Consider the following 15,497-nt stretch of genomic DNA (forward strand, 5'->3'; position numbering starts at 1 on the left):
TTTAAACCTCACTCGATTCATCAGCAAAACCATGTAAATCAGCGACCGCTAAAGCTGTATTAACTAACTGAGTAAACTCGCTGTCTGCTAACCCTTCACCGCATAGGTTAAATAGCGACTCACGTAAGCTGTCAGCGTCTGTAGCGTTACTTATAGCCGATAGCACTGCATTAGTTTCAAACGGCTGTATGCTCAATTCAAGCGCGTCATCTGCGACTTGTTCAAGCTCTTGCTGTTCATCAGTAAATTCACTGTCACCGTCAGCGGCTTTAAATGGCAGCCATGTTTTGCTAGCCATTGATGCATAACGATTTGCTTGTGTTGACGTTGGCAACTTGACAGCGCCATCACCATAATCCATGTGAGCAATATGCTGCTCGTTGTACCCATGCTCATCAACAAAATAAGACTTGGTAAAACGAACACCCATATCATGTGCTTTCTTGTCAGCATCTAACTGGTCTTGGTTAATGAACTTCTTAGCCACCCATTTAAACTCTGGCGTGATGAAGCCATTAGCCGTACAGATTACATCAATGAATCTTTGAACGGCTTTAAGCGCATGCTTACGGTCGCTACTAAAGATAATCTCTTGCTGCTCTTGGTGTACTACACCTTGACCGTAGGTACCGCCTTTATCCGTACCACTTGTAAGCGTCTGACCTAGCAAGTAAGTAGTGATGCTTTGTTTAACCACTGAATCATAGCTAACAAACGCTTCACCGTTACTGCCACCAGTTACCGCCGTCACGTCCTCATCAACGCCGATAGTGACGACACCTGAGTTGTGTGCAGCAAGCACCGCATCTGCAAATTTCTGCGCATCTTCCTCACTGGTTGCATCAGTCTTACCAATAAGCAAGGGTGAACCGAAACGCTCCAAGAACTTAGACCAAAAACGCCAGCCATTGGTTTTGAAGTAATGCAACCAGTAGACACGGCTTAGTATAGACTTGCCTTTGGGGTTTAGATAGGTTGGTTTATGCTGCTGGTATAGATAGCGATAGTAAAAGTCAGCCTGATCACTAATCATGATCGGCTGACTACCATCGTTCGGGAACCATTGTAGTGCGCCACCTGATAACGGCTCAAACCATTGAATAGGTTTTGACATCATCGAGGTGACCGCATTACGCCCATTACTATCTTTACCCCATAGCATTTCAATCACATCATAGCCGTACCACTTACTAAGCGATGAGCCTTGTAATATCGTCTCAAGATGCAGGTCTAACTGCTCATATACAAAATCAGAAACAGCGCCCTCACTTGGCGTAATCGTGTACTCAGCACTGCCTAACTCTTCTTCACGTCTATCAATCGCTTGGTCAATGTCTGGGTCAGTGAGTAATGTCTTTAGCGCATGACGACTGATACCGGCCTTTTTAAGTATTTCGTCAGTGTCAGTACGAATCAGGTAGCGGTAAAAGGTCTTACCTCGTAGGTCAGTTGCTTGCTCTTGGCTTAGCGCCTTACCTGCTGTGACACGGTAACGCGGCTTTTCAGTTATATCATTCATCTATACGTCCGTTTGCCGGCAGTGGCTCTATGTCGTTTAGTATTAGCACCACGCTTCATAGTGCGCTCATGTGCATATCTTAGTGAGTCAATCAAATGGTTATGCTTATCGATAATTTCAGGCAATATCTCACCGCTTAATCGGTCCGTCTTGTAGCTGTACAATCTGAACTCTTTGGCGGTTGCTGTGCACCTTGGGTGAATGACAATCTGCTTATAGCCTTTTAGATGAGCAATACCATCCTCAACACTACCCTTACCTTTAACGCACGCTTTTATTTTCGGTATGCCGTTACGCTTCAGGTAGCTGATTGATTCAGGTCGAGCGTTATCTGCTATCAACTCGTAGTTTTCAATACCTGGTATATTGTCTTTCAAATAATCCGGCGTGTCGTCAATCTCAAGACCGACTTTGCATGCTTCATATTCAATATAGAGCGTGCCATCATGCTCCCATGAGTTTGTCGCGCCCGTTGGGTCGGTAGCAAAACCAAAGTCCAAGCCGTTATATGGCCCATTCCATGTTGGGTGTTTTTCAAACTCTTTAACGACAAATTTGCCATTAAATATCTGAGCATCTGAAGCCTCATGATAAGCACCTTCCCAAATCCAGCAGTAAGTTGCATCATCCAGGTTTTCTTGATCATTAAGTCGTTCTTGCTCAAGCACATCCGGAAAGAACGGGTTATCGTTGTAATTCATCTCAACAATAAATTCGTTATGCTTCTGCCGGAATCGTTTGTCTGTTGCACTACCTTTGTGCTCAGGGTTCCAAGTTATCCAAACCTCAGAATCATCTTCACGTACAGTTGGTAGCAACTTGCGCCATGCAGCTTCACTGACGTTCTCAGCTTCATCTACCCAAGCGAGTAGTATGCGTGACTTACCTTTGATGCTGTCTAGGTTATGACGCAGGCCAGTAAAGGCGTAAGAAACACGTTTATTCTTAGTTCGAACGTATTTCTCACCAATCTCATAGTAATCATTGAGCCAACCAACTGAGCGTATCGCCTGTTTGATTTCCTCTAGCGACGACTCTTCTAGTGAGTTCATATACTCACGGCCGCATAGGATTATGCCGCTAGCGCCTGCTTCAGCTAGTCGATAACCCTCTACGGCTGTCATCAATGCGAATGTACGTGTCTTAGCACTACCACGGCCACCGTAAGCGCCTTTGTAGCGAGACTTAGTGCTGAATACTGGTATAAGCTTATCTGGTATGACTACATCGGCATAAACTTCATCATCTTCACTTAATAGCTCGTCCATTTTCATCTACCTTTGGAGCCACTAAGCGAATGACTGTTGGTTTGGTCGCCATTGAGCCGTCGCTAGACGTGTTATCAACTTTCTGCTTGTTAGTAAACACCTCGCCCACGTCCTTAGCTGCTTGCTCGAGTAAGCTTGCCGCCAATGGTCTATTCTTTGACTTCTCAGCATCACGCGCCATACGGTCCAGCATATTCAATCGATACGCTTTATTAGCAATCGGTATTGCTTGGATGTCGTTATTAAAGTCATCGCGGAATTGCTTAAATAGGTCCTTCCATTTCTGAGACAAATTAACTGCAGCTGCTTTGCCAGGGTCGTAGTTCGATACCTGCTGTCTTGTAACTTTCAGCCCGTCAAATTCTTGATTGACAGCTTCCACTACTTCGGATGGGGTCATATAGGTAGCAAGCCCTTGTACAATAAAGGCCTTAACCTTATTGTTAAGGGTCGCCATAAATGCTCTCTCGTATCGCTAAGTAAAGGTAATTAGTATTTTATTTGCGGCTCACAATCTTGCAGTTTAGCCATGCGTATAACTGCTTCATCACCGCCATATCGTCTGACAACTCCAAAGAATTCCTCAACGTCATGAGCTATCAATTCGAGCTGTGGCCTACCGTCTGCTTTGAATGATGGGTCACCAAACATATCTGGTTTATGTCTCATGTGATAAATCTCATGCTCAACCAGTGCGGCAAACTCAGCATCTGTACAGTCACGGCAATAATTGGCATCAAGCGTTACCAGATACTCAGGCACATCACCCAACGTGTCTTCAAACCACATTTCCTGACGTGTCTTTTTCCAACCACCAGCCATCATCATCACTTTCTCGCACTGACCTAATATCTGCTTACCCGCTTTGATGTATTCGCCTTGGGCCCACATAAACGCTATTTCGGTTACTGAGTATTCCATTAGATGTCTGTGGTCTTCGTTAAACCACTCATGATCAGGATTAAGTATCGTATTGTGTAGCCATTCATATATTTCAGGGGCTGCCATTAATGGCCGTAAATCACTGGTTGGTGGCATTGGTCTTGTCGACATTTTCATCTCGCAACTATTAAACCCGTTATAGTAGATAGAATTGTTATAAGATACGGTTTCAACTTATAGCTAATAAGAGAGACAAAATGTCTAGTTATTCCTTCTCATCAGGCTTTGATCATCATAAACAGATGATGGAACGTATACATGAACAAAACCAAGTAGCTGAACGCGATAGAAATCCCGTAATTCAGATTGAAGACTCTATTATTCGCCATGTAAAAGATTTTGAATCTAACCTTAAAGATGGGCAAGAGGTTATGATTCTAGCGGCATCATTTGGCAGCTCAGTAACTTTCTATGTCAGCGCTATTGAGTTCAACAGACCAAACCTAATCATCTTTCATGGAACAACGGAAACTGGTGGTTCAACACGTCTAATTCAGCACTGCAACCAACTAAACTTTTTATTACAGGCAGTGCCAAAGCATGACCCAGATGAAGCGCGTACTCCTATTGGGTTCACACATGACCGATAGACCTACTATGAGCTCTGGTCGAGCGTGATAAATGTGCTTAGCACTTTTGCGATTAGCGTGCATAAAATTCAAAAGTAAACCCGCCATCTAGACGGGTTTATATAAGCTTGGGACGGGAATAAGCCGCTCCATATTTCCAAGCTTGAGTTAACGTGGTTGCTTGAATTTAGGCGCATGTCAAAGCCTGTGCTTCACTACATACAAACCTCTGCAATTGGCGACAGTGTGTCTCACTGACAGTCATAATTAATCTGCCCGCTCTGGCTTGGGTGCTTGCTTCCTCGTTAAAGGCTCACCGCAGATGTAAAAAATGCCTCGTCCAATCAGGGAGGCAAAAGGGTTAATTACAAAACTCAATCTTATCTACAAAACCTTGGGCGCCTTCTACGCCTCTATTAGCTCGGTCCTTCAGGAACTGCAGCCAATAATCCTTGGCGCACGACTCGGTTACCTCATGATAATAATCATAAGCCTGTTGGTTAGTTAGATCACACATGGTTAGCATCCCTGCTAAATCGTAGACGTAAAAAAGCCCGATATCGGTATTCCGGCATCGGGCAAATCATGGGCACAAAAAAGCCTTATCAGTTAGATAAGGCCTATTGCTACAACTCTATTTCTATTTTCTTAAACTCTGAATCTTTCAAGAATAAATCGATAGCTGTATTATATTTTGTCGCTGCTATTACCAGTGAGCGTTTTTGCTTGTGGTAACCGTAGCTTTCGACATAGGTAGGATCTGCGGACATCTTCTCGTTGCTTTCTTCTTGCAATCGAGTGATTAATCCAAGTTGTTTCAAACAATATCGCTCAACTATACGCTTTATCATCGAAACACCCTAAATTTGGTTGGCATTCGCCATACTACGAAATATAGCATCAACTGTTAGCAAGGGTCAAGTTATGCCGATAATTATCTACGTCTTGATTAATAAACCCTATCAGGTAATCAAGATCATGCAGCATCTTCTCTTGATACTTGGACCATATCTGACTGTATGAGCTCGCCGACATATTGATACCACTAAAGAGTAAGCGGCCCTCGACTGAATACAGTGGCCACAGGTTGTATAGTTCAAAGTGCAACGTCATACGAGCCATCTTGTACGCCAGCTCATTAAGCGTGTATTTAGACTTAGGTGCGCCTCTATCGTCCTCTAAGCAGTATTTAATCATGTTAGCTGCTAAGTGGTTAACCACGTCATCAAACGACTCTGACCAGTCATACAGCTCGTTGTCACCCCATACTAAGAGAGAAGCTAGGGCTTTGCCTGTTTTGCTCTTGATCAAACCAATAGCGGCCGCCTTATCCTCCCAATTCACCTCAGGCGGTAAACCACCCTGACCAATATCAAATTTAACTGTCTTAGCACCCATGCCCTGTTTTAACCAATCGCCATGCTGCAATTCTAAGCGTGGACTGGTGGCAAATCGTTGACTCAATATTTTATTCATTGGTTTGCCTCACTTTCAACTTTTTTAATCTCTAAAATTCTGTAGCAGTTTTCGCAAAAAGTTTCCCTAAGTCCGTGTCTGTGGTATATGTGCCCGCAGTGTATGCACTCAAATCTATCCAAGTCTGTCTCATGCTTATCACTCATAACCCTTGCTCCAATGTAAACTGTTCTAAAAACTCGTATTTGAATAACGGCTTGATAAAACCATCTTGCTGGTAATGCACGTAGTGATCATCAACTCGTAGCACTAAGACGCGCTGCCCTGTCTCATTGTTGATATAGATTTGGTCTTTGCTAATCATGGCTGCACCTATAATTTTCTATACGTTAGAAATCTCGAATATCCCAACCACCGCCGTTCCTTTTGGTCTGCTTCATGATTGCAATGAACTTGAACGGGAACTTGTCAGCAGCGACTTTGATTTTCACTAAAGCGTCATCAGTCCACTGCCCTTTCACTTCGTGTATTTCCAATTGGCCATCTGAGCGCATGACCAAGAAGTCTGGCTTATAAAACGTGTTGTCTGCTAGCCGTAGGTTGATGTTGTCAAAAGAGTAATAAGCGATCTCACCTGCTCGTTTTAGCAGCTCCAAATGCTGTGCGTAGGCCTTCTCAGTACCATTCATTTGTCCTGACTTCATTCGCCCTAATGCTTGTATGCTTTTTCTCATCACTTACCATCCTCTAGATTAATATCACCATATTCATGTTTAAACGCCGAACCATCGCTATTCCATTTCAAATATTCGTCGTGGTACGGATCCCCATCAACCACTCTTAACCTTCCTGACCAACCTCGAAACACATTCTCTTTGGGGTGATAGGCAGTTTGCAGACCTGCGACGCTGTACCCTTCTGTGGTTTTCATAGCCACTCGCCAATGAGATAAACTAAGATTAGAAATACCGGTAACGCCAAAACATAGGTGCTTGCTGCCTTGTGATACCACTTGATTTTGAATCCGTAACTTACGTTCTCAGCCACACAGACCAGTCTCGTAAATTTATAAGCGACGAAGTAAGCGCAAAGGAAGTAGGTAACCATCAGCACTATGACTAGATTATTGATGCTCATACCGCCTCCTGCATTTGATTTAACAACCTGTCGTAAGTTTCATCTTGCATTTCGCCTGGCATATGCTGCTGGCTGATATGATCGTATGTCTGCTGCACACTCATACCGGGCAATGGCTCTTTCCAAAGACCATTCACTACGACCGACACTTTGGCATCACGTTTGGCTTGAGTTGCTGGTTTGCTGTGACTAGGGTGGTAAACGGCTGGCAGATCACTGTCATGGCCTTCTGATTTGCTAGCAGTCGTACCGCTCCAATCTTCATTGTCGATGTTGAATCTAGCTGGCTGTGACTGAGATTTGATTTTCTGCTGACGGATGTAATCACGTTTGATCCATTCTGTGAGCATGTCTTTGCGTCTGCCTTCGGTTCTGATGTACGAGCCTTCAATCTCTTTCTCAGCGTAGTAGTTTTTGAATTTAACCAACTGGTGATCGTAGTCTGCTTGACTGATGGCTGGTACTGGTGGAGCTCCTAGCATGAGCATTGCATTAATTTCAGTAAGCTCTGGATGAATCCAATCTGCAATCGAATCAATCACCGAAAAATCACTCGCGCTATTATTATTACTATTCTTTGGTTCTTGGTTTATGGTTAATGGTTTATGGTTAGGGTTATTTTGGCTTTCATTTGGCAACCCATCAGAAACCGACTGGGTTTTTTCTGGGTTATTCTTGCGAGGTCTGCCCCCTTTTTTACCGTTTTCACGGTTTTTCTGAGCATTGCCATGGTATTTAGTGATCTCACAATCTATGCGTTTATGCCTAAAACCGTCATCACACTCATAAAAGAAGTCATCTAAGACGTTTTTAAGCATGATTTCGTATTCGGGGTTATCCAACATTAAGCGACGCATAACCCATTGGGTTTTTTCGGTATTGGTTTTTCATCCATGTAATAGAGGTCTATTAGCATGCGGTAGATGTAATGCTCCATCGGTTTTAAGTGTTGAGTGTCTTTACGATAGTCTTTGATGTTAAAGCTGTAGTAGTGCATTACACTGCCTCCAAAACTCTTAAATGATTAACCGGCTTGTTTTGCATTAATTTTGCGATATGGGCCACACCAGCTGCGGTAAACTTGACTTGGATAGTCGCAACGTCATAACCATCCTTACCTTCATAACTGGCCACCTTCTGAGTCATAAAACCTTGCTTGATACGGTGGGCGTGTGCGTTTAGCCTACCCTTGTCGTCTCGGTACAAGAATCGTGATGATAAAGGCTTGCTTTTATCCAGACAGCGCCTTACAAATTCGCGCTCAGGTATGCCAACAGCTTTTGCTGTCTCACGTACACCAAGCGAACCTTTAGCATGGCTGAGTGTGTCTAATGCCGCTGCTTTTGGTGCTGCAATCGCTAACTGCTCTTGCGCTATCTGTTTTTCTTGGTATTCATCCGCCCACGCTCTAGCAGCTATCGCTGGATTAGTAAAATCAGGCAGTGCTACGACTGGCTGACTAGCTTTGCGCTCACAGTCTAAAAAGTAGTTTCTGATCCGTTCGCCCATTTCGGTACGCACTTGCATGGCTAGTTTTTTGGCAAACTCGATTGACAGTAGATAGTTTCGGGTTTCATTACCCCTCACCCATTGGGTGAACGTCTGATAATCAAGGCCTCTCGTTGCAAATGGATTTTCATCTATGTTTCTAGCGTGCCATTTAGCCCAGTGAGCGGTATTAAGACCTAAAGATTGATAAAGCTCTTTAGCATCGACCGCTTGCTGCAAATCGTTGTTTTCTTGAATAGTTGGTAATTGCATGGTATTCTCCAGTTCTAAGTTAGTGTTTTAAGTAAGTAAGCGCCCATTCAGTTGCATCTGAAGGGCGTTTTTTATTGCGCGGTCATTTCTGCACGCTTTTCTGCTTCAGTCAGTGCTACTTCGACGTCACCTAGTGTTATCCAGCCAATCAAGTCACGACCTTTGACCACAGCGTAAACATCCATACCGTGACGACGTACTAATTGAGCGACACTTGCTGATCCTGCTTTTTTGCCTTTACTCACGTTTGATGCTTCAAAAAGCTTGCCGCTACTTAGCGCATTGATTAATGGTTCACGGTCTGGCCCAATCAAGTTACCTGTTACCTCAACTTTTTTATGACGCTTAAAACTGTCTAGCGTGAAGTAGGATTCACCTGTGCTGATGTGGTTTAAGCGGACGATATTCATGCCAGGCATCTTTTTGATGATCGATAAATCGTTATGCTGTGACTGGTAATCTTTGTACTCGTTATTTTCTCTACACTGCGGAATCATTTTTACTAGCTTGCCATTAGACAAATCGGCAGCTAATGCCTCACGACGATATTTGGCTGCTTGGTAGATTTTAGATAAGGCTGAATTCTTAGCGGTGCCTATCTTTGCAACTCTGGTCGACTTAACCGTCTTTGCGACTTTCTTTTGTTTCTTAGGTTTTTTTGCCAGTGTGGTGCGGTCCTTCTTCTGACGTAGTACAGCAGTCCCTTCCTCTAGTCTGACCAATGCTGCTTGGTGCTCAATTCTTGCCTTGTTGCGAGCTTTAGCGCGTTCGAAACCGTCAAGCTCTCGTAACTGAGCATCAGTACGAGGCGTTTTGCGTCTAGGCGCATTTGGGTCATCAAGATCGGTGGCACCCACTTCTTCTAGGTACTTAGCAACGGTTGCTGCCCACTCAGGATCAATAGGTTTTTGGCGGCGACTAATATTTGAAAAATTTTGTTCAGCTAACATGACTTATTCCTTATGCGAAATGAATTAATGTGTAGATGACCAGTGCTGCACATGAGATAACAAACACAAGGCTTCTAATGCTTTTCCAAAAGCGCATATTGTTTTCATGTCTGCGCTGTATTGCTGCTCTATTGGCTGCTGCTACTTCATGCTGTGGCACATGGTTTTTCTCTGTGTCATGTACTAGCGATAAGTGCGCTGTGCGATCATTTCTCACTTGCTAACTCCTTCTTAATTTTTCGGTCGTTTCCATCCCAACCATCGCGCTGCGTTTGCATCATATTGGCGTGGCGGTCTGCTTCGTCATTGGCGGCTTCATCAAACAAGATTGCGTTGTTCAAGCACATGCCATACTCCTAACTGTTGATAATGTTTGTTCCAATTCGCCTTGAGTGTTGAGATTGTTGCATCGGTAAATATCAAAGCTGGAATCGGTCTAATTGATTGGTGGCAGCATTTGCCATTAAGGGCGTTTGGGCAGTCGTCGCAGGTCATGATTTACTTTCCTTGTAAATGTGGATTATCTTTCGCGTGTTTGCGCTTAACATGATTATTAAGAGACTGCAGTGCTGACATAGCGGTCTGTATCTTGTTCGATAGCACGTCTAACTCGCTGCAGCTTATGCGACCATCTTCTAACGCCTTGTGCATTTCAGCCATAACGTCACCCTGACAGGCTGATGCTGACAACGCGGTCATGATCAGCTCATCTTTTGTCGCTTCACCATTCACTTCACAAAACACGCCACCAAGACGATGAGCCATAGCTTGGATGATGCTGTGGTCATTAGTAAATTCCATGATCGTTAATGCTTCATCAATACGTAAGTGATGAGTATTGCAATTAGGGTTTACTTTGCTGTTTAGCACAGTGCTAGACATACCCATACGTGCCGCGATAGCGACTGAACCGCCATGCTTTTCGTTATGTACTGTCTTGTGTGCTGCGTCTATTACTTGCATTTGCGTGTCCTATCTATCTATAAAAACGTTTTGTGTAAGCCTTTCTTTCTGTAAAGTTAATTACAAGGTGTTAGGCTGGTTCGGCTTCTTGTCCCTGAGCATTGATCTCATCGATAAGGTCTTTGATTTGATATTTACGCAGCTCTGGGATTTTCTTATCGTCCCATTGAGATACAGCGTTGTGAGTAATACCAAGCATTCGAGCTAGCTCATTGACTGAGCCACCTGCTACTTTTAGTGCCTCTTTCTTAGTCATGGCAGTTACCTTTTTTGTTTATAAAGTAAGTTAAGTTACCTATTAAAGCACAGAAAACTTACCTTATCAAGTGGTAAGATAAGTTACCTATGTAAAAGGAGTGATTATGAATACTTTGGGTCAGAGATTACTTGGCTTGCGAAAGAATAAGAAGCTTTCTCGTGAGGCGCTGGGCGCAAAAATAGGTGTGTCAAAAACATCTGTGAAAAACTGGGAAGATGATGAAAACGCACCTAAGTTGGAGTATTTACAGTCGATATCTGACTATTTTAACTGCAGTGTTGAATATTTAACTGATGGCATCAACAGTGACGGTGATAACTTTGAAGCCATGCCTAAGAAAACTGTGCGATACGTACCGCTATTAAACTACGTACAAGCAGGTGAGTTTTGCGAGTATCATGACGACGCGATAGCTGATGAGTTTTTGCCTATATACGGCGATGGTTACGGTGACAATGTTTATTGGATAAGGCTGCAAGGCAATAGCATGGAGCCTGATTTTTATTCAGGTGAATTGGTTTTGATTGACTCTGACTTACAACCCAATCCTGCTGATTATGTGATCGCTCTCAAAAAGGGTGAAAAAAGGTAACTTTTAAGAAGTGGCGACCTCGTGGGTTTGATGAAGATACAGGTAAAGAGTACTCGCAGTTAATACCTTCAAATAAGGATTACCCTGTAATAGATAGTCGTTTTACTCCATTTACTATTTGCGGTGTAGCTATAGAGCGCAATCAAGTGTTGAGGCAATCATGAAGCCTTATGAGTATTATTATATATGCCACTTCATTAAGCACGCCAAGCTTGTAGATACTCTACCGCTTGGTTGGTGCGTCTATCGTGAACCAATAGAAATATACGATTAGTTAAAAATAAATTAGCTCTACAAGCCCCGTCTTTGATGGGGTTTTTTATTGCCTTTCAAAAATTAGGTAAGAAAACTTACTTTCTTTGTTGACTGAAAAGGTAAGTTAAGTTACTATTACACACATCGCAACGAAAAACGTAGACGATGCAGCAGTATCAAATCCTAGGCATAAAAAAGCCCCTTCTCGACTGAACATCAAAAGGGGCTTACTCAACAAGGAGTGAAAATATTATGGCAGATATTGATGGTAAAAAGCAATATTTCGATTTAGGTAGAAAAAACGGTTATCTGATTGTGGAGCTAGACGGCAATCAGGTTCACTTTGAAGTCAAAGCCACCCTATCGGAAAAACTGCGAGACGCACTACCAGTTTTGGCATTGGACGACGCTGGCAACCAATTTAAGTATCAACACGCGCCACATCACAATGATTTGATTATGAGCGCCTTTATTGAGCTAGTTAACGAATCTTACTGGCAACGCACACAAAGTCAGCCAGTGCAAGAACGCAACCCCTGCCTTGATGGAATTATTGACAAAGCAAGGCATCAAGCATGGCTTAGCAACGACTGGGCAAGCGACATGCGAAACGAAGCTGCAATGTGGGGAGGTGTTTGATATGAAATGGACCTTATTCACGGCACTTTGGTTCGCATGGGGTGCGTTGGTCGCATCTTATGCAATCGCTGACGATAGCTACGAGCAGTCAGAACAAGCGCAAGTGGCAAAACACGCCAACGAATTTATCGCAAAAGCATACGGGAGAGAATAACCATGGGAACCGCAATCAAATTTGAACAGCAAGATCAAAACGCTATCAAGACCAGCAACCTAAGTCGTCAAGATTGGCTCGCACTACGTCAGTCTGGCATCGGTGGTAGTGACATAGCAGCAATCATCGGTGTGTCGCCCTACGCTACTGCTTACGATATTTACCAGTCTAAGACGCAGCCTTTATCTGACGAAGATATGAACGAGTTTGCGTATTGGGGCACTGTGCTTGAAGACACGGTAGCGCGTGAATTTAGCAAACGCAGTGGCCTGAAGATTCAGAACGTTAACTTCTTAATGCGTCACCCGGAACATCGTTGGGCCATCGCTAACATTGATCGCGCTGTAGTTAACAATCACGTCAAAGGCTGGGGCAATGTCCGTTTTAAAGACGGTAGGCTTACCACCAATGAGATTGTCGAAATTAAGACTGCATCTGAGTACGTTGGTAAAAACTGGGGCAATGAGGATAGCGATGAAGTGCCTGACCAGTATCAGTGCCAAGCTCAGTGGTATATGGGCGTGACTGGTGTTGAGGTCTGTCATATGGCTGTGCTAATCGGTGGTAACAAGTATCGACAGTACAAGATTGAACGTCATCAAGAGTTCATCGACTACTTGTTTGAAGCAGCTGATAGCTTCTGGAATGACAACGTTTTAGCGGGTGTTGAGCCTGATGCTACTACGCTGCAGAACGCGAAGGATAAGTACCCACGGCACAATCCTGATACGACACTTGATGTCGCATTGGATAGCGAAGCTGCCAAAGTGTTTGAGCATTACGAATCACTGAAGGCGCAAGAAAAAGAGGTCAAAGCGGCGCTTGAGCTCGCCCAGACTGACCTGATTTGTCAGATCCAAGACAATGAGACGTTGGCAATCGATGGTGAAGTGGTCGCTACTTATAAGACGCAAGTTAGCAACCGCTTTAACAGTAGTCAATTTAAAAAGGACATGCCAGAGCTTGCTGAGCAGTACATCAAGCAAAGCGAAAGCCGCGTGATGAGGGTTAAGTGATGAGTATAAACATAGGACAGGTTAATGATCCTGATGTAATCAAACTGGCTGGGCTAATGCAGCAAAAGAAATACTGATCAGAGATATGCGGAATGTGGTTAAGCGACTTGATGGCACCGAGCACAAAGCAATGCTTGATATACAGTTTGTCCACGATAGACGTATAACTGCACTAAGGAGCAACGAGCGCCTAAAAGATGCTATTGACTCACAATCTGAATGGATCATCGACCGCATTTACGACACCGCTATTCAGAACATCGAAAAAGAAATCGCACCATTGGCAGATAAGGTGATGCAAAACCTAATTGAAGCCAATAGCCGAACCATTAAATTTTAAACAAGGAATACCCTCATGGAACATCAAGAAATCGCAGTAATGGAAGATCAGCAGTACTCACCACAGCAAATCACGCTTGATGACGCTCTGTTTAATAAATGTCATCGCTTAGCGCAAATGATGGCTAGCGGTGCTTGCACTGTACCAAAGCACCTACAAGGCAATACAGGCGACTGCTTTGCTATCGTTGGCCAGTCATTACGTTGGGGTATGGACCCATATGCAGTAGCTCAAAAGACGCACTTAGTTAATGGCACATTGGGTTACGAGGCGCAGCTTGTCATCGCTGTAATCAATAACCGAGCTCCTATCATTGACCGCATCAAGTTTGAATACTTTGGTGATTGGTCAAAGGTTAAGGCTAAAGATGACAAGTCAACTGACGTGGGTGTTATTTGCCGAGCCACATTTAAAGGCGATGACCACCCTACTGAATTGTCATTATCTATGGCGCAAGTTGGTACTGTCCGAAACTCACCGCTATGGGCTGCCGACCCGCGCCAACAGCTTGCTTACTTAGCAGCCAAGCGTTTTAGCCGCCTACATTGCCCTGATGTGATATTAGGTGTTTATACACCTGATGAACTGGCTGACCGAAACAATGAAGTACCTCGCAATGTCACGCCAAGCGTTAAAAATGCTGGTGCCTCTGCCCTGCTAAATCGCGTTAAACCAAAGCAAGCAACTGCTGAAGCACCAGTGATTGAGTATTACGACACAAGCGAATTGCTAGGCACGATTGAGCAAATCACCGATGTAAAACAAATCGGACCTATTGGTAAAGAAATTAAAACCATGGTCGAGAATGAAGCTATCAATATTAAAGATGAAGACGTTGATGCCTTACGCCAGGCACTTGCTGATCAGAAGCAATCAATCATCTTGGCTGATGAATACGACAACATCATGAAGCATGTGAAAGCCTGCAAGTCATCAGATGATATTGAGCGTATGCGCGGCTTGATTGCTGACAAAAAGCAAGATTTCGATGAAGGTGACATCAAGATGCTAAACGACACATTAGACGTTGTTGCTGAAGATATTACTGCTAAAGGTTAAAGGTAAATAACGTCAATTGTTTAGGTCGGTAGGTATTAGCTAGTTGGTGAGGTGACGGCTCAAAAAGGGCATGTCTGAGTTCAGGTGCTCCAAGGCGACGATGCTTACTAACCTAAACCCCTATTCTAAGGATTAACTCATGTTAAGACTAAATAACAGCTTGGTAGCACGAGAGTCAGTAAATGGTGTTGATGCAGTCCGTATGTATGCTGTATTCGATGATGTGACCAAGTCAGGTGGTGTTAAGCGTAAGCACGCACAGCGCTTTGCTATCAAAGACAGCCTGCTAACTCTTAATGGCGTAAAGCATTGCCTATCTGAACCAATCGACTTAAACGCTGATCCTGAAGACTTGATTCAATACTTTGATGCGCGGTTTGGCAGTGTTCAGCCAGATATGTTTGTAGAGCCTCCAAAGTCAAGAGGTGGCGCCCAAGTACCAAAATCTATCAAAGAAGTGCGCTGGGAATATTTAGACATGGCGTGGCGGGCAATCGATAAGAGTGGTGCGGTTGCATACTTCGAACGTAGACCAGTGTTAGACAAAGCAGGTTATTGGGTATCAGCAATTGATGGTGTCATCGCTAGATACGGCAAATCACTATGTATCGCTGATAACTACCAATGTAGTGCTCAAAATATTAATGATCATTAAGGA

26 protein-coding genes are annotated in these 15,497 nt (G+C 43.8%); 8 read left to right on the forward strand and 18 right to left on the reverse strand.

The window, feature by feature from the left end; translation table 11 throughout:
- Position 1: 1 nt before the first annotated feature.
- Genes ACOBWA_RS08490 through ACOBWA_RS08505 form a run of 4 tightly spaced genes read right to left on the reverse strand, consistent with a single transcriptional unit; the run spans position 2 to position 3,840 of the window.
- On the reverse strand, positions 2–1,519 hold the full coding sequence (locus ACOBWA_RS08490) for a phage portal protein family protein (protein ID WP_420229050.1): 1,518 nt from the start codon (positions 1,517–1,519) through the stop codon (positions 2–4).
- Positions 1,516–2,787 (reverse strand): PBSX family phage terminase large subunit, encoded by a 1,272-nt coding sequence (locus tag ACOBWA_RS08495; RefSeq protein ID WP_420229051.1) that lies wholly within the window; start codon positions 2,785–2,787, stop codon positions 1,516–1,518. The genes ACOBWA_RS08490 and ACOBWA_RS08495 overlap by 4 nt, the downstream gene beginning before the upstream one ends.
- A complete protein-coding gene (locus tag ACOBWA_RS08500) occupies positions 2,768–3,244 on the reverse strand; it encodes a DUF2280 domain-containing protein (RefSeq protein WP_286741613.1) in 477 nt (158 codons plus the stop codon). The genes ACOBWA_RS08495 and ACOBWA_RS08500 overlap by 20 nt, the downstream gene beginning before the upstream one ends.
- A 32-nt stretch (positions 3,245–3,276) precedes the next feature.
- Complete coding sequence (locus ACOBWA_RS08505) at positions 3,277–3,840, reverse strand: putative metallopeptidase (protein ID WP_420229052.1); 564 nt, start codon at positions 3,838–3,840, stop codon at positions 3,277–3,279.
- A gap of 86 nt (positions 3,841–3,926) precedes the next feature.
- Here ACOBWA_RS08505 and ACOBWA_RS08510 point away from each other — a divergent pair, with 86 nt between their 5' ends.
- Positions 3,927–4,319, forward strand: coding sequence for a DUF6173 family protein (locus tag ACOBWA_RS08510; protein ID WP_420229053.1), 393 nt, complete (start codon positions 3,927–3,929; stop codon positions 4,317–4,319).
- Between the two features lie 605 nt (positions 4,320–4,924).
- Here the strand turns inward: ACOBWA_RS08510 and ACOBWA_RS08515 are convergent.
- The 14 genes from ACOBWA_RS08515 to ACOBWA_RS08580 all read right to left on the reverse strand — a co-directional run bounded on the left by ACOBWA_RS08515 (position 4,925) and on the right by ACOBWA_RS08580 (position 10,781).
- A complete protein-coding gene (locus ACOBWA_RS08515) occupies positions 4,925–5,119 on the reverse strand; it encodes a hypothetical protein (RefSeq protein ID WP_201570802.1) in 195 nt (64 codons plus the stop codon).
- Positions 5,120–5,198: 79 nt separating this feature from the next.
- On the reverse strand, positions 5,199–5,774 hold the full coding sequence (locus ACOBWA_RS08520; RefSeq protein ID WP_420229054.1) for a hypothetical protein: 576 nt from the start codon (positions 5,772–5,774) through the stop codon (positions 5,199–5,201).
- A gap of 142 nt (positions 5,775–5,916) precedes the next feature.
- Complete coding sequence (locus ACOBWA_RS08525) at positions 5,917–6,078, reverse strand: hypothetical protein (protein WP_420229055.1); 162 nt, start codon at positions 6,076–6,078, stop codon at positions 5,917–5,919.
- A gap of 25 nt (positions 6,079–6,103) precedes the next feature.
- Entirely contained in the window at positions 6,104–6,448 is a 345-nt protein-coding gene (locus tag ACOBWA_RS08530) for a DUF1064 domain-containing protein (RefSeq protein WP_201570798.1), read from the reverse strand.
- Positions 6,448–6,645: a hypothetical protein gene (locus ACOBWA_RS08535; RefSeq protein ID WP_420229056.1), complete on the reverse strand. Its 198-nt coding sequence runs from the start codon at positions 6,643–6,645 to the stop codon at positions 6,448–6,450. The genes ACOBWA_RS08530 and ACOBWA_RS08535 overlap by 1 nt, the downstream gene beginning before the upstream one ends.
- Positions 6,642–6,851 carry a hypothetical protein gene (locus tag ACOBWA_RS08540; RefSeq protein WP_201570796.1) on the reverse strand — a complete coding sequence of 70 codons (210 nt, stop codon included), beginning with the start codon at positions 6,849–6,851 and terminating at the stop codon, positions 6,642–6,644. Before ACOBWA_RS08540 ends, ACOBWA_RS08535 begins: the two co-directional genes overlap by 4 nt.
- On the reverse strand, positions 6,848–7,696 hold the full coding sequence (locus tag ACOBWA_RS08545; protein ID WP_420229057.1) for a hypothetical protein: 849 nt from the start codon (positions 7,694–7,696) through the stop codon (positions 6,848–6,850). The genes ACOBWA_RS08540 and ACOBWA_RS08545 overlap by 4 nt, the downstream gene beginning before the upstream one ends.
- Entirely contained in the window at positions 7,696–7,848 is a 153-nt protein-coding gene (locus ACOBWA_RS08550) for a DUF1376 domain-containing protein (protein ID WP_420229058.1), read from the reverse strand. The genes ACOBWA_RS08545 and ACOBWA_RS08550 overlap by 1 nt, the downstream gene beginning before the upstream one ends.
- Complete coding sequence (locus ACOBWA_RS08555; RefSeq protein ID WP_420229059.1) at positions 7,848–8,612, reverse strand: phage antirepressor KilAC domain-containing protein; 765 nt, start codon at positions 8,610–8,612, stop codon at positions 7,848–7,850. The genes ACOBWA_RS08550 and ACOBWA_RS08555 overlap by 1 nt, the downstream gene beginning before the upstream one ends.
- A gap of 71 nt (positions 8,613–8,683) precedes the next feature.
- Entirely contained in the window at positions 8,684–9,562 is an 879-nt protein-coding gene (locus tag ACOBWA_RS08560; RefSeq protein ID WP_420229060.1) for a hypothetical protein, read from the reverse strand.
- Between the two features lie 10 nt (positions 9,563–9,572).
- The gene (locus tag ACOBWA_RS08565; RefSeq protein WP_420229061.1) at positions 9,573–9,779 is read right to left on the reverse strand and encodes a hypothetical protein; all 207 of its coding nucleotides are present in this window, start codon (positions 9,777–9,779) and stop codon (positions 9,573–9,575) included.
- Complete coding sequence (locus ACOBWA_RS08570) at positions 9,769–9,909, reverse strand: hypothetical protein (protein ID WP_420229062.1); 141 nt, start codon at positions 9,907–9,909, stop codon at positions 9,769–9,771. Before ACOBWA_RS08570 ends, ACOBWA_RS08565 begins: the two co-directional genes overlap by 11 nt.
- Before the next feature lie 151 nt (positions 9,910–10,060).
- Positions 10,061–10,525 (reverse strand): phage regulatory CII family protein, encoded by a 465-nt coding sequence (locus ACOBWA_RS08575; RefSeq protein ID WP_420229063.1) that lies wholly within the window; start codon positions 10,523–10,525, stop codon positions 10,061–10,063.
- Positions 10,526–10,595: 70 nt separating this feature from the next.
- Positions 10,596–10,781: a Cro/CI family transcriptional regulator gene (locus ACOBWA_RS08580; RefSeq protein WP_420229064.1), complete on the reverse strand. Its 186-nt coding sequence runs from the start codon at positions 10,779–10,781 to the stop codon at positions 10,596–10,598.
- 106 nt (positions 10,782–10,887) lie between these two features.
- Between ACOBWA_RS08580 and ACOBWA_RS08585 the strand changes: the two genes are divergently transcribed.
- The 7 genes from ACOBWA_RS08585 to ACOBWA_RS08615 all read left to right on the forward strand — a co-directional run bounded on the left by ACOBWA_RS08585 (position 10,888) and on the right by ACOBWA_RS08615 (position 15,494).
- Positions 10,888–11,376 (forward strand): helix-turn-helix domain-containing protein, encoded by a 489-nt coding sequence (locus tag ACOBWA_RS08585; RefSeq protein ID WP_420229065.1) that lies wholly within the window; start codon positions 10,888–10,890, stop codon positions 11,374–11,376.
- Between the two features lie 507 nt (positions 11,377–11,883).
- The gene (locus tag ACOBWA_RS08590) at positions 11,884–12,270 is read left to right on the forward strand and encodes a hypothetical protein (protein WP_420229066.1); all 387 of its coding nucleotides are present in this window, start codon (positions 11,884–11,886) and stop codon (positions 12,268–12,270) included.
- 1 nt (position 12,271) lies between these two features.
- Entirely contained in the window at positions 12,272–12,424 is a 153-nt protein-coding gene (locus ACOBWA_RS08595) for a hypothetical protein (RefSeq protein WP_286740050.1), read from the forward strand.
- A gap of 2 nt (positions 12,425–12,426) precedes the next feature.
- Complete coding sequence (locus ACOBWA_RS08600) at positions 12,427–13,440, forward strand: YqaJ viral recombinase family protein (protein ID WP_420229067.1); 1,014 nt, start codon at positions 12,427–12,429, stop codon at positions 13,438–13,440.
- A gap of 85 nt (positions 13,441–13,525) precedes the next feature.
- Positions 13,526–13,780 (forward strand): hypothetical protein, encoded by a 255-nt coding sequence (locus ACOBWA_RS08605; protein WP_420229068.1) that lies wholly within the window; start codon positions 13,526–13,528, stop codon positions 13,778–13,780.
- A gap of 15 nt (positions 13,781–13,795) precedes the next feature.
- A complete protein-coding gene (locus ACOBWA_RS08610) occupies positions 13,796–14,839 on the forward strand; it encodes a RecT family recombinase (RefSeq protein ID WP_420229069.1) in 1,044 nt (347 codons plus the stop codon).
- A gap of 139 nt (positions 14,840–14,978) precedes the next feature.
- Positions 14,979–15,494 (forward strand): hypothetical protein, encoded by a 516-nt coding sequence (locus ACOBWA_RS08615; protein ID WP_420229070.1) that lies wholly within the window; start codon positions 14,979–14,981, stop codon positions 15,492–15,494.
- Positions 15,495–15,497: the final 3 nt, after the last annotated feature.

It is taken from the genome of Psychrobacter sp. ER1 (assembly GCF_048631835.1).
GTDB lineage: Bacteria > Pseudomonadota > Gammaproteobacteria > Pseudomonadales > Moraxellaceae > Psychrobacter.